The 23,702-nt window shown below is 63.2% G+C and carries 23 protein-coding genes and 1 tRNA gene; 15 read left to right on the top strand and 9 right to left on the bottom strand.

Going from position 1 to position 23,702, the window contains the following annotated elements; all coding sequences use genetic code 11:
• Nucleotides 1-2: 2 nt before the first annotated feature.
• The gene (locus A9D13_RS17330; protein WP_066776556.1) at nt 3-629 is read left to right on the top strand and encodes a Pr6Pr family membrane protein; all 627 of its coding nucleotides are present in this window, start codon (nt 3-5) and stop codon (nt 627-629) included.
• Between the two features lie 67 nt (nt 630-696).
• Nucleotides 697-2,058 (top strand): glutathione-disulfide reductase, encoded by a 1,362-nt coding sequence (gene gor / locus A9D13_RS17325; RefSeq protein ID WP_066776555.1) that lies wholly within the window; start codon nt 697-699, stop codon nt 2,056-2,058.
• A 77-nt stretch (nt 2,059-2,135) separates the two neighbouring features.
• Here the strand turns inward: gor and A9D13_RS17320 are convergent, their stop codons facing one another.
• Both A9D13_RS17320 and A9D13_RS17315 read right to left on the bottom strand, forming a co-directional pair.
• Nucleotides 2,136-3,326, bottom strand: a complete 1,191-nt coding sequence (locus A9D13_RS17320; protein ID WP_066776553.1) for a pyridoxal phosphate-dependent aminotransferase — start codon at nt 3,324-3,326, stop codon at nt 2,136-2,138.
• A 470-nt stretch (nt 3,327-3,796) separates the two neighbouring features.
• Complete coding sequence (locus A9D13_RS17315) at nt 3,797-4,006, bottom strand: hypothetical protein (RefSeq protein ID WP_066776551.1); 210 nt, start codon at nt 4,004-4,006, stop codon at nt 3,797-3,799.
• 511 nt (nt 4,007-4,517) lie between these two features.
• Here A9D13_RS17315 and A9D13_RS17310 point away from each other — a divergent pair.
• Nucleotides 4,518-5,081 carry an NADPH-dependent FMN reductase gene (locus tag A9D13_RS17310; RefSeq protein ID WP_066776548.1) on the top strand — a complete coding sequence of 188 codons (564 nt, stop codon included), beginning with the start codon at nt 4,518-4,520 and terminating at the stop codon, nt 5,079-5,081.
• Between the two features lie 114 nt (nt 5,082-5,195).
• Here A9D13_RS17310 and A9D13_RS17305 read toward each other — a convergent pair whose 3' ends face one another.
• The 6 genes from A9D13_RS17305 to A9D13_RS17285 all read right to left on the bottom strand — a co-directional run bounded on the left by A9D13_RS17305 (nt 5,196) and on the right by A9D13_RS17285 (nt 9,925).
• Nucleotides 5,196-5,870 carry a cytochrome b/b6 domain-containing protein gene (locus tag A9D13_RS17305; RefSeq protein ID WP_066776545.1) on the bottom strand — a complete coding sequence of 225 codons (675 nt, stop codon included), beginning with the start codon at nt 5,868-5,870 and terminating at the stop codon, nt 5,196-5,198.
• Between the two features lie 23 nt (nt 5,871-5,893).
• Nucleotides 5,894-6,421 carry a c-type cytochrome gene (locus tag A9D13_RS17300; RefSeq protein WP_066776543.1) on the bottom strand — a complete coding sequence of 176 codons (528 nt, stop codon included), beginning with the start codon at nt 6,419-6,421 and terminating at the stop codon, nt 5,894-5,896.
• Nucleotides 6,422-6,634: 213 nt separating this feature from the next.
• Nucleotides 6,635-6,811: a DUF2474 domain-containing protein gene (locus A9D13_RS21360; protein ID WP_082922523.1), complete on the bottom strand. Its 177-nt coding sequence runs from the start codon at nt 6,809-6,811 to the stop codon at nt 6,635-6,637.
• Nucleotides 6,811-7,818 carry a cytochrome d ubiquinol oxidase subunit II gene (cydB, locus tag A9D13_RS17295; protein ID WP_066776540.1) on the bottom strand — a complete coding sequence of 336 codons (1,008 nt, stop codon included), beginning with the start codon at nt 7,816-7,818 and terminating at the stop codon, nt 6,811-6,813. Before cydB ends, A9D13_RS21360 begins: the two co-directional genes overlap by 1 nt.
• On the bottom strand, nt 7,818-9,296 hold the full coding sequence (locus A9D13_RS17290; RefSeq protein ID WP_066776531.1) for a cytochrome ubiquinol oxidase subunit I: 1,479 nt from the start codon (nt 9,294-9,296) through the stop codon (nt 7,818-7,820). The genes cydB and A9D13_RS17290 overlap by 1 nt, the downstream gene beginning before the upstream one ends.
• A 77-nt stretch (nt 9,297-9,373) precedes the next feature.
• Nucleotides 9,374-9,925: an adenine phosphoribosyltransferase gene (locus tag A9D13_RS17285; protein WP_066776527.1), complete on the bottom strand. Its 552-nt coding sequence runs from the start codon at nt 9,923-9,925 to the stop codon at nt 9,374-9,376.
• A gap of 129 nt (nt 9,926-10,054) precedes the next feature.
• On the opposite strand from A9D13_RS17285, the gene efp reads away from it, so the two are divergent.
• The 4 genes from efp to A9D13_RS17265 all read left to right on the top strand — a co-directional run bounded on the left by efp (nt 10,055) and on the right by A9D13_RS17265 (nt 13,522).
• Nucleotides 10,055-10,618, top strand: coding sequence for an elongation factor P (gene efp, locus A9D13_RS17280; RefSeq protein WP_066776524.1), 564 nt, complete (start codon nt 10,055-10,057; stop codon nt 10,616-10,618).
• A gap of 24 nt (nt 10,619-10,642) precedes the next feature.
• Nucleotides 10,643-11,464 (top strand): inositol monophosphatase family protein, encoded by an 822-nt coding sequence (locus A9D13_RS17275; protein WP_066776521.1) that lies wholly within the window; start codon nt 10,643-10,645, stop codon nt 11,462-11,464.
• A 77-nt stretch (nt 11,465-11,541) separates the two neighbouring features.
• A tRNA-Leu gene (locus A9D13_RS17270) sits at nt 11,542-11,625 on the top strand.
• A gap of 106 nt (nt 11,626-11,731) precedes the next feature.
• Nucleotides 11,732-13,522 (top strand): SLC13 family permease, encoded by a 1,791-nt coding sequence (locus tag A9D13_RS17265; protein WP_082922540.1) that lies wholly within the window; start codon nt 11,732-11,734, stop codon nt 13,520-13,522.
• On the opposite strand, the gene A9D13_RS17260 is transcribed toward A9D13_RS17265, so the two are convergent.
• Entirely contained in the window at nt 13,523-14,095 is a 573-nt protein-coding gene (locus A9D13_RS17260; RefSeq protein WP_172808215.1) for a response regulator transcription factor, read from the bottom strand.
• A 109-nt stretch (nt 14,096-14,204) separates the two neighbouring features.
• Between A9D13_RS17260 and A9D13_RS20855 the strand changes: the two genes are divergently transcribed.
• The 8 genes from A9D13_RS20855 (at nt 14,205) to A9D13_RS17230 (ending at nt 23,653) form a co-directional block, all read left to right on the top strand.
• Nucleotides 14,205-14,474 carry a hypothetical protein gene (locus A9D13_RS20855; RefSeq protein WP_172808214.1) on the top strand — a complete coding sequence of 90 codons (270 nt, stop codon included), beginning with the start codon at nt 14,205-14,207 and terminating at the stop codon, nt 14,472-14,474.
• 192 nt (nt 14,475-14,666) lie between these two features.
• A complete protein-coding gene (locus A9D13_RS17255) occupies nt 14,667-14,951 on the top strand; it encodes a hypothetical protein (RefSeq protein WP_066776513.1) in 285 nt (94 codons plus the stop codon).
• 203 nt (nt 14,952-15,154) lie between these two features.
• Nucleotides 15,155-17,260, top strand: a complete 2,106-nt coding sequence (gene prsK, locus A9D13_RS17250) for an XrtA/PEP-CTERM system histidine kinase PrsK (RefSeq protein WP_066776512.1) — start codon at nt 15,155-15,157, stop codon at nt 17,258-17,260.
• Nucleotides 17,260-18,639: a PEP-CTERM-box response regulator transcription factor gene (gene prsR / locus A9D13_RS17245; RefSeq protein ID WP_373288742.1), complete on the top strand. Its 1,380-nt coding sequence runs from the start codon at nt 17,260-17,262 to the stop codon at nt 18,637-18,639. The genes prsK and prsR overlap by 1 nt, the downstream gene beginning before the upstream one ends.
• 138 nt (nt 18,640-18,777) lie before the next feature.
• Entirely contained in the window at nt 18,778-18,957 is a 180-nt protein-coding gene (locus A9D13_RS20635) for a hypothetical protein (RefSeq protein ID WP_156522145.1), read from the top strand.
• Nucleotides 18,958-19,174: 217 nt separating this feature from the next.
• Complete coding sequence (locus A9D13_RS17240; protein ID WP_066776509.1) at nt 19,175-20,290, top strand: acetate/propionate family kinase; 1,116 nt, start codon at nt 19,175-19,177, stop codon at nt 20,288-20,290.
• Nucleotides 20,278-21,027, top strand: coding sequence for an enoyl-ACP reductase FabI (gene fabI, locus A9D13_RS17235; protein ID WP_066776507.1), 750 nt, complete (start codon nt 20,278-20,280; stop codon nt 21,025-21,027). The genes A9D13_RS17240 and fabI overlap by 13 nt, the downstream gene beginning before the upstream one ends.
• A gap of 34 nt (nt 21,028-21,061) precedes the next feature.
• Complete coding sequence (locus tag A9D13_RS17230; RefSeq protein WP_082922521.1) at nt 21,062-23,653, top strand: cation-translocating P-type ATPase; 2,592 nt, start codon at nt 21,062-21,064, stop codon at nt 23,651-23,653.
• Nucleotides 23,654-23,702: the final 49 nt, after the last annotated feature.

Genomic DNA, 23,702 nt, shown 5'->3' with positions numbered 1-23,702 from the left:
CGGTGAAGGCGGGGCGCATACTGGCCGCGATCACCGCGCTGGCTGCATGGGGCGGGCTGGCGCTGCAACTGGGGATCAGTGTCGGTTCGCTGGGTCTTGGGCCGGGGCTGTGGCGCTTCCTTGGCTACTTCACCGTGCTGACCAATATCTTCGTAGCCAAGATGGTGACGGCGCAGGCGCTGGGCGTCGCACCCCATGGCCTGTTCGGTCTGCTGGCGCGGCCCGTGTTCCGCCTGTCGGCCACGGCAAGCATCGGCCTTGTCGCCATTGCCTATGCCGCCCTGCTGCGCGGTCTGGTGCCGATGGAGGGGTGGCAGATAGTTGCCGATTTCTTCCTGCATACGGCGGTGCCGATCATGGCGGCCTTGTGCTTCATCGTGGACCCGCCAAAACGCCTGCCGTGGTGGCTGATCGTCCCGGCGGCGGCGTGGCCCATCGCCTATGTCGTCTATGCGTTGATCCGCGGGGCGGCGCAGGGGTGGTATGCCTATTTCTTCCTCGATCCCACGAAGATGACAGTGCCCGAACTCGCGGCTTCGCTGGCAGGGCTGACCGCCCTTTTCGCGGCCATCGCGGCGGTTCTGATCGCGGCGCAGCGTGTGCGTCTGCGTTTTGCGCGGGAAATCTGACCCTGCGTGGGGTTTCAAACCTGGACCATACCGCCCATATCGCGCCCTGACCCATTAGGAGCGATTGATGACCGATACCCCCGACAGCCCATATGACTTCGACCTTTTCGTGATCGGGGCAGGGTCAGGCGGGGTACGCGCCTCGCGCGTTGCCGCGGCCCATGGCGCGCGCGTCGCCATTGCCGAGGAACATCGCATCGGCGGCACCTGCGTCATCCGCGGCTGCGTGCCCAAGAAGATGCTCGTCTATGGCGCCCATTTTGCCGAGGATCTGGAAGACGCGCAGCAGTTCGGCTGGACGGTGGAGAACGCCAGCTTCGACTGGAAGAAATTGCGCGATACCGTGCTGGGCGATGTCGACCGGTTGAACGGTCTTTACACCAATACGCTGGAAAACCACGACGTCACGATCTTCCACGAACGCGCCGAATTCGTGGATGAGCACACGCTGAAACTGTCGGGCGGCAAGACCGTGACCGCCGACACAATCCTGATCGCCACCGGCGCGCGCCCCCGCGTGCCCGAATGTCCGGGGCACGAGTTTGGCATCACCAGCAACGAGGCGTTCCATCTGGACGAACTGCCCAAGCGCATTCTGATCGCGGGCGGCGGCTATATCGCCAATGAATTCGCAGGGATCTTCAACGAGTTCGGCACCCATGTCACGATCATCAACCGGTCGGACAAGCTGCTGCGCGGCTATGACGAAAGCCTGCGCGACCGCCTGCTGCAGATCTCGATGATGAAGGGCATCGATTTCCGCTTCAACGCGGAATTCCGCGGGATCGAAAAGACCGAGGAGGGCTGTCTTCGCGTCTCGATGACGAACCATGAGGATATCGAGGTCGATTGCGTCCTCTTCGCCACCGGCCGCCTGCCCAACGTCGAGGGGCTGGGGCTGGAAAACGCCGGTGTCGAACTGGGCGACCGGGGCGAGATCGTCGTCGATCGGTTCTCAAAGACCAATGTCGAGAACATCTATGCCGTGGGCGATGTGACCGACCGCGTGCAGCTCACCCCTGTCGCCATTCGCGAAGGGCAGGCCTTTGCCGACACCGTGTTCGGCAACAAGCCGACCAGCGTATCCTATGACTGCATCCCCTCTGCCGTGTTCAGCCACCCGCCCATCGCGGGCGTGGGCATGACCGAAGGCGAGGCGAGGAACAAGCTGGGCGATGTGAAGGTCTATCTCTCTGACTTCCGCCCGATGAAGAACGTGCTGGCAGGCCGCAATGAGCGCGGCCTCTACAAGATGATCTGCGAGGGCAATAACGAGAAGATCGTGGGCATCCACATGATCGGCCCGGATTCGCCGGAGATCATGCAGGCCGCTGCCGTCGCGGTGAAAGCCGGGCTCACCAAGGCCGATTTCGACGCCACCGTCGCGATCCACCCGTCGATGGCCGAAGAACTGGTTCTGATGAAATAAGGCTGCCAGATGCGGACATGAAAAAGGCCGGGAGCGGATCGTCCGCGCCCGGCCTTTTCATTTGGCGTTAGGCCCGATCAGGCCATCAGGATCTTGTCGAGCGCGAGGGCAAATTTCTGCATGTCCTCGGCAGAGCCGACTGTGATGCGGCTCATCGTCGGCATGGCATCCCACGACCGTCCGATCTGTACGCCCTGCTCCAGGAACTTGGCCTGGATCTCCTTGGGTGTGCCCAGTGTGCCCCAATCGGCCATGAACATGTTGGCCTGCGATCCGGGAATGTATTTCACGCCCCGCGCATCGAGATGGGCTAAAGTCTGTGCACGTACCGAAGTCAGCTCCGCCTTGCGGGCGGCAATCTTGGCGGTCTGCTTCAGGCATTCGGTGCCGCAGGCGACCGCCGTCATCGGCAGCATGTTGGTGACCTGCCCGCCATCATAGCGCATCATGCGTTCATGCAGCGCAGGGCTGGCGAAGGTGAGGCCAAGGCGCATGCCCGCCATGCCGAACAGCTTGGAAAAGGTGCGCAGCACGATCACATCGTCGCGTGTGGCGGCAAGCTTGGCCGCGCTCGGCACGTCGGCAAAGTGGATATAGGCTTCGTCCACGACGAGCACCGAATCCTTGGGCTTGTTCTCGGCCAGCCAGACGATGTCTTCCAGCGGGGTGATCGTGCCCGTCGGGTTATTGGGCGAGCACACGTAATAGAGGCCCGCATTCGGGTTCGCGGCCAGCATCGCCTTGGGATCATGCGCGTAGGCTGCGGTCAGCGGCACACGCTCCAGCGGAACGCCGAGCCACTGGCTGGTGCGCCAGCTCTGTTCATAGCTTGGATTGCCGGTGACAAGGCCCTTTTCGGGCGAACAGAAAGTCACGACCACGCGGTTCAGCGGATCGCTCGATCCCGGCCATGCCAGGATGTGATCCTCGGGAATGCCCTCGACCTCCGCCACGGCGGCGAAAAGCTTGGCATGTTCGCCATTGGGTTCGTAGCGATTGCCTTCCTTGGCGAGCATGGCCGCGGCGGCGACGCCTTCGGAAAACGGGCCGGTCCAGCATTCGTTCGACTGAATGCGAACGGCACCCGCGACGGGCGGCGCCGACTGCTGCGCCATGGCGGGGCGGCCAAAGCTGGCCATTGCGGCGCTGCCGCCCAGCATCATGGCGATGCGTCCGATCTGGCGGCGGGAAAAACCACGGTCGGAAAGATCGCCCTCTGCATCGGGGGCAAGGGTCTCGATTTCGTCAATGAAGTCTTCGGAAAGCATGCACTGGTCCCCCAATAAGGTGGTGGCTGGCTTTCAGTATCCTCGCTTGGCGGTGCCGCGAGGCTGGGGACCGATCCGGTGTCGCCCGCCTCCCTGTGTCGCCGCCAGAAGTGAATTCATCAAATGCAGGGCGACTTGTCCACTGCGTTCGACGAAAACATGTCAAAAAACTGCATGGGAGAGGGGCGGGGCGGCGCTTTCGGGTAGAGAGGATCCCAAAAGCGCCGCTCCGCAGCCATGCGACACGGATGAAAGCGGCGCATGGAACCTGTAGGAGCCGTTAAGCCGCACTACAGATTGCACGGACTCGTTAATGCGACGACTTCGCAACAGCAATCATAATAAGGTTTATCCGGAAATGGATATGGCCAGCCCGGTGCTGGCCAACGCAAAAAGGGCCCGGTCCGCTTGGAACCGAGCCCTTTCATACGGAGATCACGACTGCGGGCAATGGCCGCAGTGCAGTCCGATCAGACGCTGGCGGGAACGTCGTCATCCTCGTCAGCGGCGATGACGACGGCCGTCAGGAACCCGGCAAGCGCGACGATGGCGATAATGCCGCCGCCGCCCAGCTCGCTGGCTTCCTTGGCGGGGGCCGAAGCGCGCGACTGTTCCACGGCCATGGCGGGCGAAGCGGCAAGCAGCGATGCGGCTGCGGCGATAAGCAGGGACTTCTTCATCTAGATAACTCCCGGTTTGCTTGGCCCCGCGGGGCCGATTGGTTCCACCCCCCATGGATGGAGCGACTCTGGCATTACCCCTCGATGACTTGCGGCAATGCACCAATTCAGATGCTGCAGTGTGTCAAAGATCGAAGAATTATAGAAGGGTGCGGGTAAATATTTTTTTGCACTGCGGCAAGAATGGCGCACCTGATGATGGTTTGACGCGCTTCCGTAATAATTTCAGTCAATCCTGATGAACCGATGCGGAGCGTTTAGGCCCCGATTTCTGCGCGTTCCATTCCGATGTGCTGATTTGACCGTTCGGGCTGCCGAATTCTGGCGCGAGACTGCTAGGCCGTCGCCCGCCTGCCCACTCGGCAATTTGTGCGATCTTTTCGATAGTTACCGGGAACAGACCCGTGCGCAAAGCGTACAGGCAGTAACGGGGGCAAGAAAGAACCCTTCAGCCGGCGGCGGGATTGTGGCCTTGCTGCCGGCTAAAGCATCTCTTTTAAGGACTCGCCGTATGACCACTCCATACAAAGTCGCCGTGCTTGTCGGCAGCCTTCGCGATGCGTCGCTAAACCGCAAGCTGGCCAAGGCGCTTGTTGCGCTTGCACCCGAAGGGCTGGAATTTGAATTCCTGCCGATCGGCGAACTCCAGTTTTACAACCAGGACCTCGAAGACAAGGGCGCGCCCGCTTGCTGGAAGGCATTTCGCGAGGCGATTGCCGATGTCGATGCGGTCCTCTTTGTAACGCCCGAATATAATCGCTCTGTCCCTGCCGCTCTGAAAAATGCGCTGGATGTCGGCTCCCGACCGATGGGGGAGAGCGTGTGGGATGGCAAGCCCGCGGGCGTTGTCACCGGTTCGCCCGGCGCAATCGGCGGTTTCGGGGCAAATCATGCGCTGCGCCAGTCGCTGGTTTTCCTCAACATGCCCGCGATGCAGCAGCCCGAAGCCTATGTCGGCGGCATCGGCGACATGTTCGCCGATGACGGCAGCGTGAAGGACGCGGGCACGAAAAAGTTTCTGGCAGGCTTCATGGAAAGCTTTGCCCAATGGATCGCCCGTCACGCGGGTCGATAGGGATTGCCTGACGCACAGGCGCCCGAACAACAGGGGACAGCAAGGCGGGCTGGGGGCAATCAGCCCGCCTTGCTGTTGTTTATCAAATCTGAAGATCTTGCGCCGATCGCCTAGTCAAAGGGGCGGGGCGCCGCTCCACACCCAATATGCCACAGCCATTGCGACCACGGCGCACACGATACCGCGCCACGCGGGTACGGGTGCGTTGCCCTTCAGCCCGGCCGGGACGCTGCGCTTTCCCGACACCATCGGGTGGACGAGATTGTCGCGCTTGACGACAAGATAGAACGCGATCGCCGCGATATGCAGGGCGACCAGCGCGATCAGCACGTTGAAGAAGCTTTCGTGCAAATCGGTCATGGTGTCAGCGGTCATCACGCCGACCAGATCGTTCAGCGGCCCTGTCGCGCCATCGAAGGGATCACCGGAAAACAGGCCCAGAACGACCTGAAAGATCATTGCGCCCAAAAGGGCGAGCACACTCCACCCCCCGGCCGGATTGTGGCCGATTACCGGATCATGCGATTGCGACAGGCTTTTGAAATAGGCGATGACCGCGCCGGGGCCGCGCACGAAATGGGAGAAGCGTGCCGTGGAGCTTCCGAAAAAGCCCCACAGCACGCGAAACACCAAAAGCGCCAGCAGCAGAATGCCTAGCCGCATGTGCCAGCCCATCTCGCCGTTTTCCGCCGTCCACCACATTGTGGGGATCAGCAGGGCGAAGCTCCAGTGGCAGATGCGAACCGCGAGGTCCCAGATGCCGACGCGGCCGGCGGGCGCATTCTCCATGTCGTCAGCCCCTGGTCAGAGGATCAGTCGTCTTCTTCGCGGAACTGGTCGTGGCAGTTCTTGCACGAGCTGCCGAGTTCCTTGACCCCGGCGCTGACGGCGGCGGCGTCGGAGGCATTTGCTGCGGTCAGCAGGGCGGCGCTCGCGGTGGTCAGCTTATCGACGGCGGCCGAGAATTCCTCGGGCTTTTCCCAGATGGTGGCGAGCGCCTCGGTCTTGACCGCGTCGGGGCCGGTGCCTTCAGGGAAGTAGTCGCCGACCTTGCCAGCATTGGTGTCGATGATCTGCGCCTGCGTCGCGATCTTCGTGTAGTCGGGTTCCGAACCCTCAAGCTCGCCGCGGATCGCCTTGAAGGCATCGCCGATCTCTTCGAAATTGTCATGGCGTGCCTTGACGATGGCTTCGGGCTCCATCTCGGCGACATCCATGGGGGCGGCGTCTTCGGTCATGGTGTCTTCGGCGGTCTCGGTCGGCGCTTCGCCGCCGCATGCGGCCAGCGATGCGGCGAGGGTGAGGGAAGCGAGGGCCGGGAAAAGGCGGTTCTTGGCCATTTGGGTTCCTTTGTCTGCGACATGGGTGCCGGGATATTTCCGGCCACCGGAAGAGGATGGAGGGATACTCTTCCAAATGGCCGACGGCACCAAGGGTTCCTGCGAACGCGGCACGGGTTGCTGCGCTGCACAGCAACAGGTTTCAGCCATTCGCGGGGGAAAGGTCAACCACCTTAACGCCTGATGCCGCGTTGCGGCAGGATCGGGGCGTGGTCAGGGTGCGATCCACAGCCGCAGGAGCCACGCCACCACGCCCAGCGCGGCGACGCTCAGACCCCAGATGCCCACCATCCATAAAAGCCTGCGCCACAATGGCGTTTCGTCTGCCGCCTGCCCGGGACGGAGCCTGGATCGGGATCGGGATTGGGATCGGGATCGCGGACCGGCCATCAGTGATAGGCCTGGTCGATCGCCTTGCCGCGAAACACCCAATAGGCCCAGAACGTATAGCCAAGGATCAGCGGCAGGGTGATGCCTGCCCCGACCAGCATGAATATCTGGCTGCGTTCGGGCGCGGCGGCATCCCAGATCGAGAGCGAGGGCGGGATCACATTGGGGAAAATGGTAACGCCAACGCCCACCATGCCCATCGCGAACAAGCCGATGCCGATCCAGAACGGCAGCACTTCGCGTTTCTGCTTCAGTGTGCGCAGCAGCCAAATGCCAAGGAAGGCGGTGATGATCGGGATGGGGGCGGCGAACGCGATCTGTTTCGGATGCAGCCAGCGATCGGCATATTCGGGCCTAAGGACGACATTATAAAGGCTGACGGCGGCCATCAGCGCAAAGGTCGCGAAGGCTGCTTTCCATGCCATGCGATAGGCGTGTTCCTGGCATTTGCCTTCGGTCTTCCAGATCAGCCAGCACGAACCCAGCAGTGCATAGCCTGCCACCGTGCCAAGCCCGGTCAGCAGCGTATAAGGCGTAAGCCAGTCGAACCAGCTGCCCGCATAGGCGCGATCGACCACGGTCACCCCCTGCAGGATCGCGCCAAGGATCATGCCCTGCGACAGCGCGGCAACGAGGGAGCCGCCGGCGAAGGCGAAATCCCAGAACGCGCGGTGGCGGTCTTCGCGCCAGCGGAATTCAAACGCCACGCCGCGAAACACCAGCCCCAGCAGCATGGCGATGATCAGCGGATAGGTCGCGGGCAGCAGGATCGCATAGGCAAGCGGAAAGGCTGCCAGCAGGCCGCCGCCGCCCATCACCAGCCAGGTCTCGTTCCCGTCCCAGACCGGCGCGATGGCGTTCATGGCGCGGTTGCGTTCGGTGCCCACTTCGATCGTCGGGAACAGGATGCCGATGCCAAGGTCGAACCCGTCCATCACCACATAGGCGAAGACGGCAAAGGCGATGATGAACGCCCACACGATAGTGAGATCGATCGAAATGCCCATCACTTGTCCTCCCCTTCATTGGTGGAGCCGGAGCGATTGCCGCGGATGATCTCGTCTGCAGCGGGGAAGGGGCCACTTCCCTGCCGGGCCGGACCGGGGGTTATGCCTGCGACGCGCATCGGTCCGGTTTCCTCGCGCTCCAGCGGCTCTTCATGGGACTGCGGCGGGGAGGCCATCAGTTTCAGAATATAGAAAGTTCCGAAAGCGAAGGCCGTGAAATAGACCACCACAAAGGCCAGAAGAGATGCGCCCAGCGCCGGCGCGTCGAGCGGGCTGGCCGAATCCGCGGTGCGCAGCAGGCCGTAGACGGTGTAGGGCTGGCGCCCCACTTCGGTTGTGAACCAGCCTGCGATCACCGCGACAAAGCCCGATGGCCCCATCACCACGGCCAGCCGGTGCATCCATTTCCAGTCATACAGCTTGCCGCGAACCCGCGCGAGAGCGGTCCACAGGCCAAGCGCCAGCATGCCGAAACCCAGCCCGACCATGATGCGAAACGCCCAGAAAACGGGGCCGACCGGCGGGCGGTCTTCCTTCGCATAATCCTTCAGCCCGCCCAGCGGCGCGTCGAGGTCATGCTTCAGGATCAGCGAGGACAGTTTCGGGATCTCCACCGCGTAATGCACGGTCTCCTCCTCACTGTCGGGCACGCCGAACAGGATAAGGGGCGCGCCATCGGGGTGTGCATCGAAATGCCCCTCCATCGCGGCAACCTTGGCGGGCTGGTGCTCCAGCGTGTTGAGACCGTGTTCGTCGCCTGCGAAGATCTGGATCGGGGCGACGACCAGCACCATGCCCATCGCCATGTTGAACATGGTACGCGCATGTTTGCCGCCCGTGCCTTTGAGGAGGTGCCATGCCCCCACGCCGCCCACGGCCAGCGCGGTGGTGAGATAGGCGGCGATGCCGGTGTGAATGAGGCGATAGGGGAAGCTGGGGTTGAAGATGATCGGCCACCAGCTTTCGCCCGGCAGGAACTGGCCATTGGCGCCGATGATGTGCCCCTGCGGCGTTTGCATCCAGCTATTCACCGACAGGATCCAGAAGGCGGAGATAAAAGTGCCCAGCGCCACCATCAAGGTGGCGAAGTAGTGTAGCTTGCGGCCCACCTTCTCCATCCCGAACAGCATGACGCCAAGGAAACCCGCTTCTAGGAAAAAGGCGGTCAGTACCTCATAGGCCATGAGCGGGCCGATGACGGGTCCGGCCTTGTCGGAGAAGACCGACCAGTTGGTGCCGAACTGGTAGCTCATGACGATGCCCGACACGACGCCCATGCCAAAGGCGACGGCAAAGATCTTTATCCAGTAGTGGAAGAGATCGAGATAACGCTCCTTCCCCGTCTTCAGCCACAGGCCTTCGAGCACGGCGAGATAGCTCGCCAGCCCGATCGAGAAGGCCGGGAAGATGAAGTGGAAGCTCACCGTGAAGGCGAACTGTGCACGGGCGAGGAAGATCGCGTCGAGTCCGTCAAACATGGTCGATGCGTCTACATCACATATTCAATTAATGAAACTGATGATTGTGGGATGGGTCAAAATGTCCAACCCTCCGCCTAGTCATCGGAAAATTCCACCAGCGCATGCGGCTCCACACCGGCGTCGCGCAGTTTCTGAGCACCGCCCAGTTCGGGAAGGTCGATCACGAAGAGGGCCTGCGAGACATGCGCGCCGCGGCCGCGCAGCAGTTCCACGGCGGCAAGGGCGGTGCCGCCAGTGGCGATCAGATCGTCGACCAGCACGATATTGGCGCCCGGGCCGCAGGCGTCGTCGTGCATTTCCAGCATGTCGGTGCCGTATTCCAGCGCATATTCGATTCGCACCGATGGTCCCGGCAGCTTGCCCGCCTTCCTCAGCATCAGCACGCCGCAGCCAAGGCGATAGGCGAGGGCGGATGCGAAAACGAAGCCGCGCGCCTCGGTCCCCGCGATCAGGTCGGGGGCATCGCCCTCCAGCGCCTCGGCCAATCGGTCGATGGTCGCGGCAAAGCTCCCGCCGTCGAGCATCAGGGTCGAGATGTCGCGGAACATGATGCCCGGTTTCGGGTGGTCGGGGATCGTGCGGATCATCTCCGCCAGATCGGCGTTCGGTTCAGCCAGCTTGGTCATGCGTGCCAGCCTAGCGACTTGTGCCGCCCGCTGCCAGCGGCTAAGGGCGCGCTCAATCTTTCTCATCAACGGTATCGGCGCGTGCGGGAATCTGTCCGGCACGGCGACCACAAATGCAGGTGATCCCCAATGAAGATCAGCGGTGTGGACATTCGTCCCGGCAATATCCTTGAGTATGAAGGCGGCATCTGGAAGGTCGCCAAGATTCAGCACACCCAGCCCGGCAAGGGCGGCGCCTACATGCAGGTCGAGATGAAGAACCTGCAGGACGGCCGCAAGACCAATGTCCGCTTCCGCAGCGCCGACACGGTTGAAAAGGTCCGCCTCGACACGCAGGATTACCAGTACCTCTATGCCGAGGACGACATGCTGGTGTTCATGGACACCAATACCTACGAACAGATTCAGCTTCCCAGCGATCTTCTGGGCGATGCCGCCGCCTTCCTCGAAGATGGCATGCAGGTGAAGCTTGAACTGTGGGAAGAAAAGCCGATCTCGGTCGAACTGCCCGAACAGGTCGAGGCGACCATCGTCGAGGCCGATGCCGTGGTGAAGGGCCAGACCGCTTCGTCGAGCTACAAGCCCGCCGTGCTAGAAAACGGCGTGCGCGTGATGGTGCCGCCGCATATCGAAAGCGGAACCCGGATCGTCGTGGACGTTTACGAACGTACATATGTGAGCAAAGCGGGCTGAGCCCCGCAGCTAGGTAAGTAGACAATGGCAGTTTCCGGTATCATCCGCGTGCTCGAACGCGCCGCGCGCAAGGCAGGTTCGCGCCTGCGCCGCGATTTCGGCGAGGTCGAGCACCTGCAGGTTTCCCGCAAGGGGCCCGCCGATTTCGTGTCCAAGGCCGACGAGGCGGCAGAGCGCATCCTGTGGGACGAGCTGCGCGCCGCGCGCCCCGACTGGGGCTTCCTTTTGGAGGAAGCGGGCGAGATCAAGGGCGACGAGACCAAGCCGCGCTTCATCATTGATCCCTTGGACGGCACGACCAACTTCCTCCACGGCATGCCGCATTTCGCGATTTCCATCGCGGTGCAGGAACCGAAGCTGGGCGGCGGCGGCTGGGGTGAGGTGACCGCGGCGCTGGTCTATCAGCCGATCACCGACGAAAGCTTCTGGGCGGAAAAGAGCCGCGGCGCATGGCTGCACGATGCGCGCCTGCGCGTTTCGGCCCGGCGTGAGATGTCGGAAGCGCTGCTTGCCACCGGCATGCCCTTTGCAGGCCATGGCAACTGGAACGAGTGGCAGAAGATCGCCTCCGAACTTGGCCCCCGCGTGGCGGGTATCCGCCGCTTTGGCGCCGCTTCGCTCGATCTCGCATGGGTGGCTGCGGGCCGCTATGACGGGTTCTGGGAAAGCGGGCTCAAGCCATGGGACAGCGCAGCGGGCTGCCTGCTGGTGCGCGAAGCCGGTGGCTTCGTGTCCGACTGGCGCGGCCGTTCGCTGCCGATTTGCGACCAGACCGTGCTGGCTGGCAATGACGTGCTGCATTCGCGGCTTCACAAGCTGCTGGTCGGCGCTCTTAAAGAGAAGTGAGAAACGACGCTTGATGGCGGGGGCAACCCCGTCTAAAGCGCCGCTCGCGCATCTTGCGCCGTGATGGCGAAAGGCGTGCCCCTGTGGCGGAATGGTAGACGCGAACGACTCAAAATCGTTTGTCGAAAGGCGTGCCCGTTCGAGTCGGGCCAGGGGCACCAGCCATGTAATCCGCATCTTTGCGCATGCGGCAAAAAAGATGATTGAAGGAGCGCGAAAGCCGATGTTTCTGGCAAGCCGCTCAAAGCGCTGTTAAGCGCTATGCCGATGCCCGGTATCCCGTCATTCCACGCCTTTGCAGCCATGTTGCTGACGGTCGGCATGTTCATTGCCTTCGCGCGCGGGCGCATCGCGACCGAGATCGTGAGCCTCGTGACCATTGCGCTGATTGCGCTGGGGCTGTTTTTCTTTCCTTTGGACCCTGCTCGCCCGACCGACGGATTGATGCTGGCCTTTGCTGGGTTCGGCCATCCGGCGCTTATCACCATATGCGCCTTGATGATCATGGGGCGCGGGCTTGTCGTAACCGGCGCGTTGGAGCCGGCAACGCGCTTTCTCGACCGGGTCTGGAAGATCGACAATCGGCTTGGCATGCTCGTTTCGCTGGTGATGGCGATGGGCCTGTCGATGATGGTCAATGACACGCCCGTCCTAGTGTTGCTGCTGCCAATTTTCGTGGCGCTGGCCGAACGCGGGGCGATGGCGGCGTCGAAGACGCTGATCCCGCTGAATGCCGCGGTGCTGATCGGCGGCATGGCGACGACGATCGGCACCTCGACCAACCTGCTGGTCGTATCCATCGCCGAAGATCTGGGCATGGAGCATATAAGGGTTTTCGATTTCACCCCCACCGTCGCCATCGCGGCGCTGGTGGCGCTGCCCTATCTGTGGCTGGTCATGCCGCGCCTGCTGCCAGATCACGGCACGGCAAACCTGCGCCAGCGCCGCAGCTTTGCGGCGACCTTGCGCGTGGACGACGATTCCGACCTCATCGGCCTGACCCCGCGAGAGCTGGAAGAGAAAATGCCCGACGGCTTCCGCTTCGAAGGGCCGCTCGATCGCCAGATCACTGCCAATTCGCGCCTGCCGGTCAGCGGGTCGCACAAGGCGCTGGAAGAGGCGATGCGCGTGTTCAAGGCGCGCGTTGCCCCCGCCTGGGTGGTGGAGCGCATCAGCGCCGCCGCCAATTCGCAGCAGACCGACGTTGTCGTGGTCGAGATGGCGCTGACCGCCGAATCGCGGCTGGTCGGACTGACGATACCGTCATCGGGCGTGGCGGGGCAGTTCGGCGTGGCCGTGCTGGGTATCCACCAGCAGCAAAAGAGCCCGGATCGCGGCCGTCACGAATATACCGAGGTCCAGTTGAAAGCAGGCGACGTGCTGCTGGTCATGGGCCCTATGGCCGAGATCGAGGAATTCGCCGAGACCGACCGGTTGCTGCTGCTCGAAGGGGTTAGCGAGGTCCCGCGCCGGTCTAAATCGCTGCTGGCGGCTGTCATCATGGTCGGTTCGGTCGCGACGGCCAGCCTTGGCCTTTGGCCTATCGCGATTGCCGCGCTGGGGGGGGCGATCCTGATGTTCATGACCGGCTGCGTGAAATTCGACCGCGTGGGCCGGGCGCTTTCGGCCAATGTCATCGTGCTGGTCGCGGCCAGCATCGCGGTCGGCCGCCTGATTCTCGAAAGCGGGGCGGCGGAATGGCTGGGCGCGCTGATGGCCTCGGGCCTGCAGTTCCTGCCGCCGGCTGCCGTGCTGGCCGCGATCATGATATTCGTCACGATCCTCACCAATTTCGCGTCGAACGCGGCAGCGGCCACCGTGGGCACGCCTATCGCCTTTAATATCGCCAACACGCTGGGCATTCCGGCAGAGCCGATGGTGCTGGCCGTGCTGTTCGGCTGCAACCTTTGCTACGCCACGCCCATTGCCTATCAGACCAACATGCTGATCATGGAGGAGGGGAACTACCGCTTCTCAGATTATCTGAGGACGGGCGTGCCGCTGGTGCTTTTGATGGCGACCACGCTGTCGCTGCTGCTGGTCGTGTTCTACATGTGATCAGCCGGGCGGCGTGCAGGCCATGCCATTGCCCATGCGATAGCCGATCCCAGGCTCGCTCAAAATAAAGCGTGGTAGATCGGGTTCCGGCTCTATCCGTCTACGCAGCTTGGCGATGGCGACGCGCAGATATTGCCTGTCATCGGCGTTTTCTCCCCAAAGGGTGAGCATCGACTCATGCGTGACGAAACCGCCCTTTGCCGCGATCAGCATCGCCATGATCGCAGTCTCGCGCTCTTGCAGCGGATGGGCCTTGTCCGCGATCTCCAGATGACTGGCCCGAAGCGACAGCCCGTCAGGCAGGGCGCTGCCGGTGGCCAGCAGGGTCACGCGCGCCAGCAATTCGGCAGGCAGGATCGGCCCGGTTGTCAGAAATTCGCTTGCCCCTGCCTTGAGAGCGGCTTGCCGCGCTCTCGTCTGTGCCCGCGTGGCAAGGGCTAGCACGGCCCGCCCCGCCGAGCGTGCGGCCACGATGCGGGCATTGGCATTGGCATCAGACAGGCTGACGCAGCATGCTCCGATGGCGGGCAAAGCTGTGCCGAGATTCGTGGCAGCAGCACGCCATTCGCCCAAATCTGCGCTGCTTAGCTGTGTGATTCCCGAATCGGTATTCAGTTTGGGATCAAAGTCCGGCATTACTCGTTCGCGAATAGACAGTTGTTGGCAATTTTAGAACCCCGTGTTGCAAGAGTTCATCGGCAAAATTTCGTTTTTCTCGTTCGACCGCAGGACTATTGACATAGCTGTCAGATCTGAAAAATTCCGACCCATCCGCTCGGGACAAAAAATGAGGGCGAGAATGAAGCAGATGCATGCTGAAGCGCATGGACATGCGCTTAATGACAACCATGGTAATGGTGACATTGCCGACTGGCTGGCTTCGGTAAAGAGCCCGGCCAATGGCAACAACCGCGGCTTTCGCCGCACCATCGACGCATTGATGAATGGCTGAACGGTTTTCGTAACCGGGCAGGTATCATCTGAGTAAGGCTGAATGGCGGGGGCAACCCCGCCATTCGCTTTTTCGGGGCCATTCGCTTTTTCGGGGCCATTCCCGGCGCGGGCGCAAGGGCCTTGCTATTGCCGCCGCCGGAACCGCGATGCCAGTCAAGGAGTTTCCCTGGTAACGAATAAGGGGAATATCATGACTGAAGAACGCATTACCGAGGTGGAAACGCCCAGCGGCAATACCCATACCCATACCGAGATCATCCGCGAATCCGAACCGCGTCGCAGCGGCGGTGCGGGCTGGATCATCTTGGTCGTGCTGGTAATTGCGGTGCTGATCGGCGCGTTTGTGCTGATGCAGGGCAGCGAAGCCGAAATCGCCAAGGACAACGCCATCGCGGGCGCAGCCGACAGCGTCGGCAATGCGGCTGAAAGCGTTGGCAGTGCCGCCGATGCGGCAGCGGACAAGATCGCAGAATAACCCGCGCGCTGCGCAAAGTGACATGAACGGGGGCAGGCGAACGGCGCCTGTCCCCGTTCTTTTATTCATCGCCCGCCTTTGGCGCACGGATTTTACCCTGCGTTTACCATGGAGGGGATAGCATCATGATCGATGCAGCCCCTGTCTTCCCCTTCATCCCCCTGTGACCGGCAATGCGCGCCAATACGGCAGGAGCGCGCAGCATGACCCAGTTCCTTCCTTTCGAGCTTACGGTGCTAACCTCGCTGGCTTCGTGCGCGGCCGCGGCAATTTGTCTTGGCGCGGCGGTTCTGTTGTGGAAGCGCGGCCGCAGGGCGCCGTCGCGTGCGCTGACGATTGCGGCGCTGGGTACAGGTGGTGCGGTATTATTGGCAAACGGCCTGCCGCTGGTCGATCCGCGTGTGGCATGGCTCGTCGAGATCTTGAGGAATCTCTCGTTCCTCGCGCTGATCGCCGCGCTGTTTGCCGCCGATGGGCGGCATTCCGGCCTTGCCCCGTTGCGCCCCGTGCTTTTCGCCTTGGCCGTCGCCGAATTCGCGCAATTGCCGCTCGTGATCCTGACCGAATGGTTTCAGCAAGAGGAAGCGCGCGAACTGGTCATGGGCGTCGGCGCGCTGATCCGCATGCTGTTTTCCGTGGGCGTTCTCGTCCTGCTGCACAATCTGTTTGCCGGAGCCAGCCCCGAACAGCGAGAGCGCCTGCGACACATGAGCGCCGCTTTGGTGCTGGCATGGGGGCTGGAGCTCAATTTTCATGCGTTCAGCTATATGCTGGGCGGCGCGCCGCAGGCGATGCTGATCGTGCGCGCCCTGACGTGGAGCGTGGTGGCGGCGCTGATGTTCCTGGGCGGCATCGCGCGGCCCGAGAGGCGCTTTCAGCCTTCGCGGTCAATCACCTTCCAGTCGCTGTCGCTGCTGGTGATCGGCTTCTACCTGATCGGGCTGTTCGCGCTCGATGCGCTGCTTCGCGGTCTCGACCTCGACATGGGCGCGGCCAGCCAGTTCCTAGCCGTGCTGATCGCGGTGGTGATTGCCGCGCTGCTCGCATCGCCGGGCCTTCGCTCGCTGGTGCGTGAGACATTGACACGCAACCTGTTTCGGCACCGCTTCGACTACCGCCTCGAATGGCTGCGTTTTTCGCAGATGATGGGCGCGCATGATGGCCATGCCGAACCGCTGGGCCATCGCGCCGTGCAGGCGCTGGCCGGGATCGTCGACAGTCCCGGCGGGCTTTTGCTTGAACCGGCGGAGGATGGCGGATTTGCCCTGTCCGCCCGCTGGCAATGGGCAGAGGCGGACGTGCCGCCGCTGGCGCTGGATGAGGCCGCCATCGCCGCGCTGATGCAGCACGAAGGCGTGCTCGCCCTCGATCCGCTGCGCGCAGAGGATGGCTGGCTGGCCCGCCAGATGCCGCGCTGGCTGATAGAGGATGTGCGTGCATGGGCCGTGGTCCCGCTGCTGCTGGAAAACCGCATGGCAGGGGCCGTCGTGCTGGCGCGTCCTGCCTATGCCCGCGCGCTGGACTGGGAGGACAATGACCTCCTGCGCATCATCAGCCAGCAACTGGCCGCGCATCTGTTCGAGCACAACGCCCAGCGCGCTTTGCTGGAGGCGGCGCGTTTCGACGAATTCAATCGCCGCATGGCCTTTGTCATGCACGACATCAAGAACCTGGCGAGCCAGCTGGGCCTCACCGTATCCAATGCCGAAAAGCACATGGAGAACCCGGCCTTTCGCGCGGATATGCTGGTGACCCTGCGCAATGCGACCAGCCGGATGGAGGGGCTGCTGGCCCGGCTTTCCCGCTATGGCGCGCGGATAGAGGGGCAGCGTGCATCGCTCTCACCTCATGCTCTGGCGGAACAGCTGTTTGGCCAGCTTCCCTATTCGGGGCGGGTCAGGGTGGGCGCTGGCGGCGAAATGCAGGTCAGGGCCGACCGCGAGGCGCTGGAGCAGGTGCTGCGCCATCTCGTGCAGAACGCGATCGACGCCAGCCACGCCAGCGCGCCGATCGAGATCCGGTTCCAGCGCACCGACAGCCATGCCGGCATCGAAATTGCCGACCGGGGCAGCGGCATGTCGGCGGAATTCGTCCGCTCCCAGCTGTTCGCCCCCTTTGTCTCGACCAAGCCCGACGGGTTCGGTATCGGCGCCTATGAAGCGCGCGAGATGGTGCGCGCCATGGGCGGGCGCATCGATGTCGTATCGCGCGAGGGCGAGGGGACCCGTTTCACCATCTGGCTGCCGCTTGCCCATGCCGCACCGGCCGATCTGCAAAAACCCTCCGACATGCGCAAAGAGGTGGCCTGATGGCCGCGAAACCCGACATGGCCGATAAGCCGAAACTGCTGGTCGTCGAGGATGACCCCGGCCTTGCCACGCAGCTGAAATGGGCGTGGGAGGATTTCGACGTCACCTGCGTGGGCGACCGCGAAAGCGCGATCGCCGCGCTGCGCCAGCATGAGCCCGAGGTGGTGACATTGGACCTTGGCCTGCCGCCAGATCCCGATGGGACAAGCGAGGGCTTTGCGGTGCTGGATGCCATCATGGCGCTGAAACCCGATACCAAGGTTATCGTGGCCAGCGGGCACAACGCGCCTGAAAGCGCGATGCTGGCGATCGGGCGCGGGGCCTATGATTTCTATCGCAAGCCGGTGAAGATCGAGGAACTGGCCCTGATCGTGCGGCGCGCGCTGCATCTTGCCGGGCTGGAGGCGGAGAACCGCCGCCTTGCCGCACGCGCGGGTGAGGATGCGACCGTGCTGGGCAGCATTGTTACTGCCGCGCCCGAGATGATCCGCTGCGCCCGCACCGTGGAGCGCGTCGCGCCCGCCGATGTTTCGGTCATGCTGCTGGGCGCAAGCGGGACGGGCAAGGAATTGCTGGCCCGCGGGCTGCACAGTGCAAGCCTGCGCGCCCGTGCGCCATTCATTGCCATCAATTGCGCCGCCATTCCCGAAACCCTGCTGGAGCAGGAATTGTTCGGCTATGCCGAGGGCGCGTTCGAGGGGGCGAATTCGACCCGAGAGGGGCGGATCGAGATGGCGGATGGCGGCACGCTCTTCCTTGACGAATTGGGCGACATGTCCGCCAGCGCACAGGCGCGTCTGCTGCGCTTTATCGAAAACCGGGCGGTGGAGCGGATGGGGTCGGCGCGGGCCATCCCCATCGATGCGCGCATCGTGTGCGCCACGAACCGCGATCTGGCCGCGATGGTTGCGAACGGGGCCTTCCGCGAAGACCTTTATTACCGCCTTGCCGAAGTCATCGTGCAGGTCCCCCCGCTGGCCGAGCGCGCAGGCGATGTGCCGCTGCTGGCGCGGCATTTCCTGCACCGCTTTGCCGCCGAGATGAACCCGCAGGTCAAGGGCTTTGCCGCCGACGGACTGGCCGCGATCGACAGCTGGCACTGGCCGGGCAATGTGCGCGAGCTGGAAAACAGGGTGAAGCGCGCCGTCATCATGGCCGAGGGACGGCTGGTCTGCGCCGAGGATCTCGACCTTGCCGAGCCGGGTGAGGAGCTGGCACAGGCGCTGAACCTGAAAGCCGCGCGCGAGCAGGCGGACAGAAAGGTGATTCGCCATGCACTTGCAAGGACGGAGGGCAATATTTCTTCGACCGCGCGTATGTTGGGGATTTCACGTCCGACACTTTATGACTTGATGAAGCAATATGATTTGTCTTCGTGAGTTCGATCCTATTTAAATAGCGCCCTGCCTCTTATCCTTTGTGATAGGTGCCGTTCTTTGTTAGAAGACCCCCGAGCGTCGAAAAGGCGCCGGATAGAGCGTCGCAACAGGCGCCGAAAAGGAAACGGAGGAGAGGCCGTGGCAGATATTCTGAAGAGCTATATGCTCGACGGGCTGAGGTATTACCGCAGCGAAGCCGAGCACATGCTGGCGATGGCGCATGACATTGGTGATGTCACCGATGCCAAGCGTCTCGAACGCCAGATCGATCGCATAGACAATCGCATCCGCGCCTGTGAGGGTGAACTCGCCCATTGAGCCATCTTTCATGCGCATGATGACGGCGTCGCACCCGGTGGGAGCGACGCCGTATCTTTATGCGCGATCCGGTCGGGCTGGCGAGGGATTCCGTTTTATCGGCGAATAGGCTGTTGCGCCGCAGCATGGCGCGGCGATATGCTCTGCCCGCGTGTTTCGGGAAGGGGCCCATGACCGCCATGCCATGCATCATTGCAAAGCATTCGGGGGAGCGCCAATGACACAGGCGATCCTCACGCTCAACGCAGGCTCGTCGAGCCTTAAATTCCAGGCTTTCGCCGTGGATGACCTGTCGGTTTTGCTGGCGGGGAAGGTCACGGGGATCGGCGGGGATGCGAAACTTGCGCTCTCCGTCCCCGAAGATGCCGCGCCCGCGCAGCCAATGGGCGGCGACCATCACGCGGCGCTGGCCGCGGTTCTGGATTGCATCGACCGGCATGACGACGACTGGCAGGTCACCGCCATCGCGCATCGCATCGTGCATGGCGGCACAAGCTTTGCGGCACCTGTCGCTATCGACGACGATGTGATGGCGGCTCTGGCCGAGCTGGTGCCGCTGGCGCCCCTGCACCAGCCGCACAATCTGGAAGCGGTAGAGGCATCGCGCGCGCTGCTGCCCGATGCGCTGGACATTGCCTGTTTCGATACGGGTTTCCATGCCGGGCAGGATCCGCTTTTCACCACCATGCCCTTGCCGCAGCGCCTGCGTGACGAAGGCTTCAGGCGCTATGGCTTTCACGGAATTTCCTATGAATGGATCGCCCGCCGCCTGCGTGCCGATCATCCTGGCATCGCGCGGGGCCGGGTGGTCGCTGCGCATCTGGGCAACGGGGCCAGCATGTGCGCGATGGTGGGCGGGCAAAGCGTCGATACATCCATGGGCATGACCGCGCTTGATGGCCTGCCCATGGGCACGCGGTGCGGGGCGATCGATCCGGGCGCTGTTACCATGCTGATGCGGCGCGGCATGGATGCCGAGGCAATCGACCACGTGCTTTATCACGAAAGCGGGCTGAAGGGGCTGTCGGGCCTGACCAACGATGTCGCCGCCTTGATCCAGAGCAATGACCGCCAGGCGCAGTTCGCGCTTGATGTCTTTGCCCTGAGGATCGCGCAATTTGCTGGCCGCATGGCGGTTTCGATGGGTGGGCTGGATGCGCTGGTCTTTACCGCGGGCATTGGCGAAAACGCGGCCAGCGTGCGCGATGCGGTGGTGGCGCGGCTGTCGTTCCTGCCCGCGTTTCAGGTGCTGGTGATCCCGACGGACGAGGAACGGATGATGGCGATCCATGTGAAAGAGCTGATGGCAGGGGGCGGCGCATGCGCGGATTGATCGTCGGCATCGCCAACGAACATTCGCTCGCCACCGGATGTGCCGAGGCCCTGAAGCGCAGTGGCGCAAAGCTGGCGCTGACCTATCTGAACGACAAGGCACTGCCCTTTGTCGCCCCGGTCGCGGACAGGCTGGAGGCGGCGATGCTGATGCCGCTCGACGTGACCGATCCGGCGCAAGTCGATGCACTGTTCGATCGGATCGAGGGTGAATGGGGCAGCCTCGATTTCCTGATCCATTCCATCGCCTTTGCGCCCAAGGCGGATTTGCAGGGCCGCGTGCTGGATACATCGGCGCAAGGCTGGTCGGTCGCCATGGACGTATCGTGCCATTCGCTCGTGCGTCTCGCGCGGCGGGCACAGCCGATGATGAAGGATGGCGGGGCGATCCTGACGATGAGCTTCTATGGCTCGGAAAAAGTGGTGCCCGATTACGGGCTGATGGGGCCGGTAAAGGCGGCGCTGGAGGCGACGGTGCGCTATCTTGCGCATGATCTGGGGCCGGACCGGATACGGGTGAATGCCCTGTCGGCGGGGCCTGTGAAAACGCGGGCGGCATCGGGGCTTGCCCATTTCGACGCTTTGATGGCCGAAGCTGCCGAACATGCCCCGCTGGGCCGTCTGGTCACGGCAGAGCAGGTGGGCGAGATGGCGGCGTTCCTGCTGTCGGACCGAGCCGAATTCGTCACCGGGCAGACCATCTATGTCGATGCGGGGTTCAACACGGTTGCCCCTTGAAGGCGACAATCCGCCGCGCCGTCCATGGCATGCCATGGCGGGCAGCCGCGTGGTCGAGGTGCTGGAAAGTTTTCACCACGGCCTTACGAGCACCGAGGCCGATGCGCGGCTTGGCCGATATGGCCCCAACAGCCTGCCCGAAGCCAAGGGCGTGCATCCGGTCCTGCGCTTCCTGTCGCAGTTCAACAATACGCTGATCTATTTCCTGCTCGCTTCGGCGGTGGCGGCGATGCTTTTGGGGCATGCTATCGATGCGGCGGTGATCATGGCGGTGGTGATCGCCAACGCCATTGTCGGCTTCGTGCAGGAAGGCCGCGCCGAAAAGGCGCTGGCAGGGATGCAGGAACTGATCGCGCCCCATTCGCTTGCCCTGCGTGACAGGCAAAAGCGCGCGGTGGAAACGGCAGGTCTGGTGCCGGGCGATATCGTCCATCTGGAGCCGGGTGACAGGGTGCCGGCGGATGTGAGGCTTTTGCACGCGCGCGGCCTGTCGATCGAGGAAGCCGCGCTGACCGGCGAATCCGTCGCTGCCGACAAGCAGGAGAGGGAGGTCGACGAGGGCACGGCGTTGGGTGACCGTGCCTCCATGGGTTTTTCAGGCACTCTGGTGGCGCGCGGGCAGGCGACCGGGGTGGTGGTCGCCACTGGCACGCAAACCGAACTGGGGCGCATATCGGGGATGTTGCAAAAGGCGGTGCCGCTGGTCACGCCGCTCATCCGTCAGATGGACCGGCTGGGTAATCGGCTGACCGTCATCATCCTTGCCGCTGGCGTCGCGCTATTTGCCTTTGCCGTTCTGGTGCGCGGCTTCGACTGGGTCGAGGCGCTGATTGCCATTGTCGCCATCTCGGTCGGCGCGATCCCCGAAAGCCTGCCCGCCGTCATCACCATCACGCTGGCCATCGGGGTGCAGCGCATGGCGCGGCGCAATGCGGTGATCCGCAAGCTTCCGGCCGTGGAATCGCTGGGCGCGACTAGCGTGATCTGCACCGACAAGACCGGCACGCTGACGAAGAACGAGATGACGGTGGTGCATCTCTTCGCCAATGGCCGGGAATTCTCGGTGTCGGGCAGCGGCTATGAACCGAAAGGCGCGATCACCCCCGCCGATGTGCCTGAAGCCATCATCCTGTGCGGCCTGATCTGCAATGATGCCCGCCTGTATGAAGAGTCAGGTATCTGGGAGATCGCGGGCGACCCGATGGAGGGCGCTCTGCTGGCACTGTCCCGAAAGGCGGACGTGGCTGCCGATGGCTGGACAAGGCTGGACGAGATCCCCTTCGATGCGGAATACCGCTACATGGCAGTATTGGCCGAAGGGCCGGATGGCGATTGCCGGGCCTTTATCAAGGGCGCGCCAGAGGCGGTGATCGGCCTGTGCCCCGATATGGCCATGGATCAATGGGCCGGGGCGATGGATCGCGCCTCCGGCGAAGGGGAGCGGTTGCTCGCCTTTGCCGCCATCGACCTGCCGGATACCGAGCATCTGTCGCATGAGATGCTGGCCGGTGCGCATATGCTGGGGTTGATGGGTTTCCTCGACCCGCCGCGCGAAGAGGCGCGGTTGGCGATTGCCGAGTGCCGATCGGCCGGGATCGCGGTCAAGATGATCACCGGCGACCATGCCGGGACCGCCGTTGCCATCGCGCGCCAGCTTGAACTGGCCGATGAACCCGAAGCGCTGACCGGCCATGCCATCGAGGAGATGGACGACGACGCGCTTGCCGCGCGGGTCGAAAGCGTAGACGTGTTCGCCCGCGCCAGCCCCGAACACAAGCTGCGCATCGTGCGCGCGCTGCAATCGCATGGTGGTATCGTCGCGATGACCGGCGACGGGGTGAACGACGCGCCATCGCTGCGGCAGGCGGATGTGGGCACGGCCATGGGACGCGCCGGGACGGAAGCGGCGCGCGAAGCATCCGAAATGGTGCTGCTCGACGACAATTTTGCCAGCATCGTCGCCGCCGTGCACGAAGGGCGCACGGTCTATGACAATATCCGCAAGGTCATCGCCTGGACCCTGCCGACCAATGGGGGCGAGGCGATCGTGATCGTCATCGCGATCCTGATGGGATTTGCCCTCCCAATGACGGCGACCCAGATCCTGTGGATCAACCTTGTCACCGCATCGACGCTGGGGCTGGTGCTGGCGTTCGAGCCGCCCGAGCCCGGCGTGATGCAGCGCCCACCACGCGCCCGCGACGCGCCGCTGATGACGGGGGAGACGATCTGGCGCGTCGTTCTCGTCTCCGCCCTGTTCGCGCTGGCGGCGCTGGCGGTGTTTTTCGGGGCGCAGGCGGCTGGCGGCGATATCGCGCTGGCGCGCACCATGGTCGTCAACACGCTGGTGGTGGCGGAGATATTCTATCTGTTTAACGTCCGCTTTCTGGATGGCGCATCGCTGACATGGCGCGGGGTGCTGGGGACGAAGCCGGTGCTGATCGCGCTGGCCGTGGTGATCGCGGCGCAGCTTGCCTTTACCTATGCGCCGCCCTTTCAGGCGGTCTTTGCCACGCGCGCCATGGGGATCGGAGAAAGCGCGGTCGTGATCGGCATCGGGATCGCCCTGTTCGCCGTGCTAGAAATGGAGAAGTGGCTGCGACACCGATTGTTGCGCGGCACTTGAAAACTCGACCGAAATCGGAGTCGATTTTTCCGATTTTCGTATAATTAGT

Origin of the sequence: Croceicoccus mobilis (genome assembly GCF_001661965.1) — a bacterium.
Classification (GTDB): domain Bacteria; phylum Pseudomonadota; class Alphaproteobacteria; order Sphingomonadales; family Sphingomonadaceae; genus Croceicoccus; species Croceicoccus mobilis.
Note: the sequence above shows the minus strand (reverse complement) of the source record. Positions and strands in the feature narration are given on the sequence as shown.

Excerpts from the sequence above, each read along its gene's own strand:
- A9D13_RS17300 (WP_066776543.1), bottom strand. The coding sequence starts at position 6,421 with ATGGCCAAGAACCGCCTTTTCCCGGCCCTCGCTTCCCTCACCCTCGCC.
- gor (WP_066776555.1), top strand. The coding sequence starts at position 697 with ATGACCGATACCCCCGACAGCCCATATGACTTCGACCTTTTCGTGATC.
- prsR (WP_373288742.1), top strand. The coding sequence starts at position 17,260 with ATGGCCGCGAAACCCGACATGGCCGATAAGCCGAAACTGCTGGTCGTC.
- A9D13_RS17255 (WP_066776513.1), top strand. The coding sequence starts at position 14,667 with ATGACTGAAGAACGCATTACCGAGGTGGAAACGCCCAGCGGCAATACC.
- A9D13_RS17290 (WP_066776531.1), bottom strand. The coding sequence starts at position 9,296 with ATGTTTGACGGACTCGACGCGATCTTCCTCGCCCGTGCACAGTTCGCC.
- A9D13_RS17265 (WP_082922540.1), top strand. The coding sequence starts at position 11,732 with ATGCCCGGTATCCCGTCATTCCACGCCTTTGCAGCCATGTTGCTGACG.
- A9D13_RS17230 (WP_082922521.1), top strand. The coding sequence starts at position 21,062 with ATGGCGGGCAGCCGCGTGGTCGAGGTGCTGGAAAGTTTTCACCACGGC.
- A9D13_RS17305 (WP_066776545.1), bottom strand. The coding sequence starts at position 5,870 with ATGGAGAATGCGCCCGCCGGCCGCGTCGGCATCTGGGACCTCGCGGTT.
- A9D13_RS17285 (WP_066776527.1), bottom strand. The coding sequence starts at position 9,925 with ATGACCAAGCTGGCTGAACCGAACGCCGATCTGGCGGAGATGATCCGC.
- efp (WP_066776524.1), top strand. The coding sequence starts at position 10,055 with ATGAAGATCAGCGGTGTGGACATTCGTCCCGGCAATATCCTTGAGTAT.
- A9D13_RS17310 (WP_066776548.1), top strand. The coding sequence starts at position 4,518 with ATGACCACTCCATACAAAGTCGCCGTGCTTGTCGGCAGCCTTCGCGAT.
- A9D13_RS17315 (WP_066776551.1), bottom strand. The coding sequence starts at position 4,006 with ATGAAGAAGTCCCTGCTTATCGCCGCAGCCGCATCGCTGCTTGCCGCT.
- A9D13_RS17320 (WP_066776553.1), bottom strand. The coding sequence starts at position 3,326 with ATGCTTTCCGAAGACTTCATTGACGAAATCGAGACCCTTGCCCCCGAT.
- A9D13_RS17275 (WP_066776521.1), top strand. The coding sequence starts at position 10,643 with ATGGCAGTTTCCGGTATCATCCGCGTGCTCGAACGCGCCGCGCGCAAG.
- prsK (WP_066776512.1), top strand. The coding sequence starts at position 15,155 with ATGACCCAGTTCCTTCCTTTCGAGCTTACGGTGCTAACCTCGCTGGCT.
- A9D13_RS21360 (WP_082922523.1), bottom strand. The coding sequence starts at position 6,811 with ATGGCCGGTCCGCGATCCCGATCCCAATCCCGATCCCGATCCAGGCTC.
- A9D13_RS17240 (WP_066776509.1), top strand. The coding sequence starts at position 19,175 with ATGACACAGGCGATCCTCACGCTCAACGCAGGCTCGTCGAGCCTTAAA.
- fabI (WP_066776507.1), top strand. The coding sequence starts at position 20,278 with ATGCGCGGATTGATCGTCGGCATCGCCAACGAACATTCGCTCGCCACC.
- cydB (WP_066776540.1), bottom strand. The coding sequence starts at position 7,818 with ATGGGCATTTCGATCGATCTCACTATCGTGTGGGCGTTCATCATCGCC.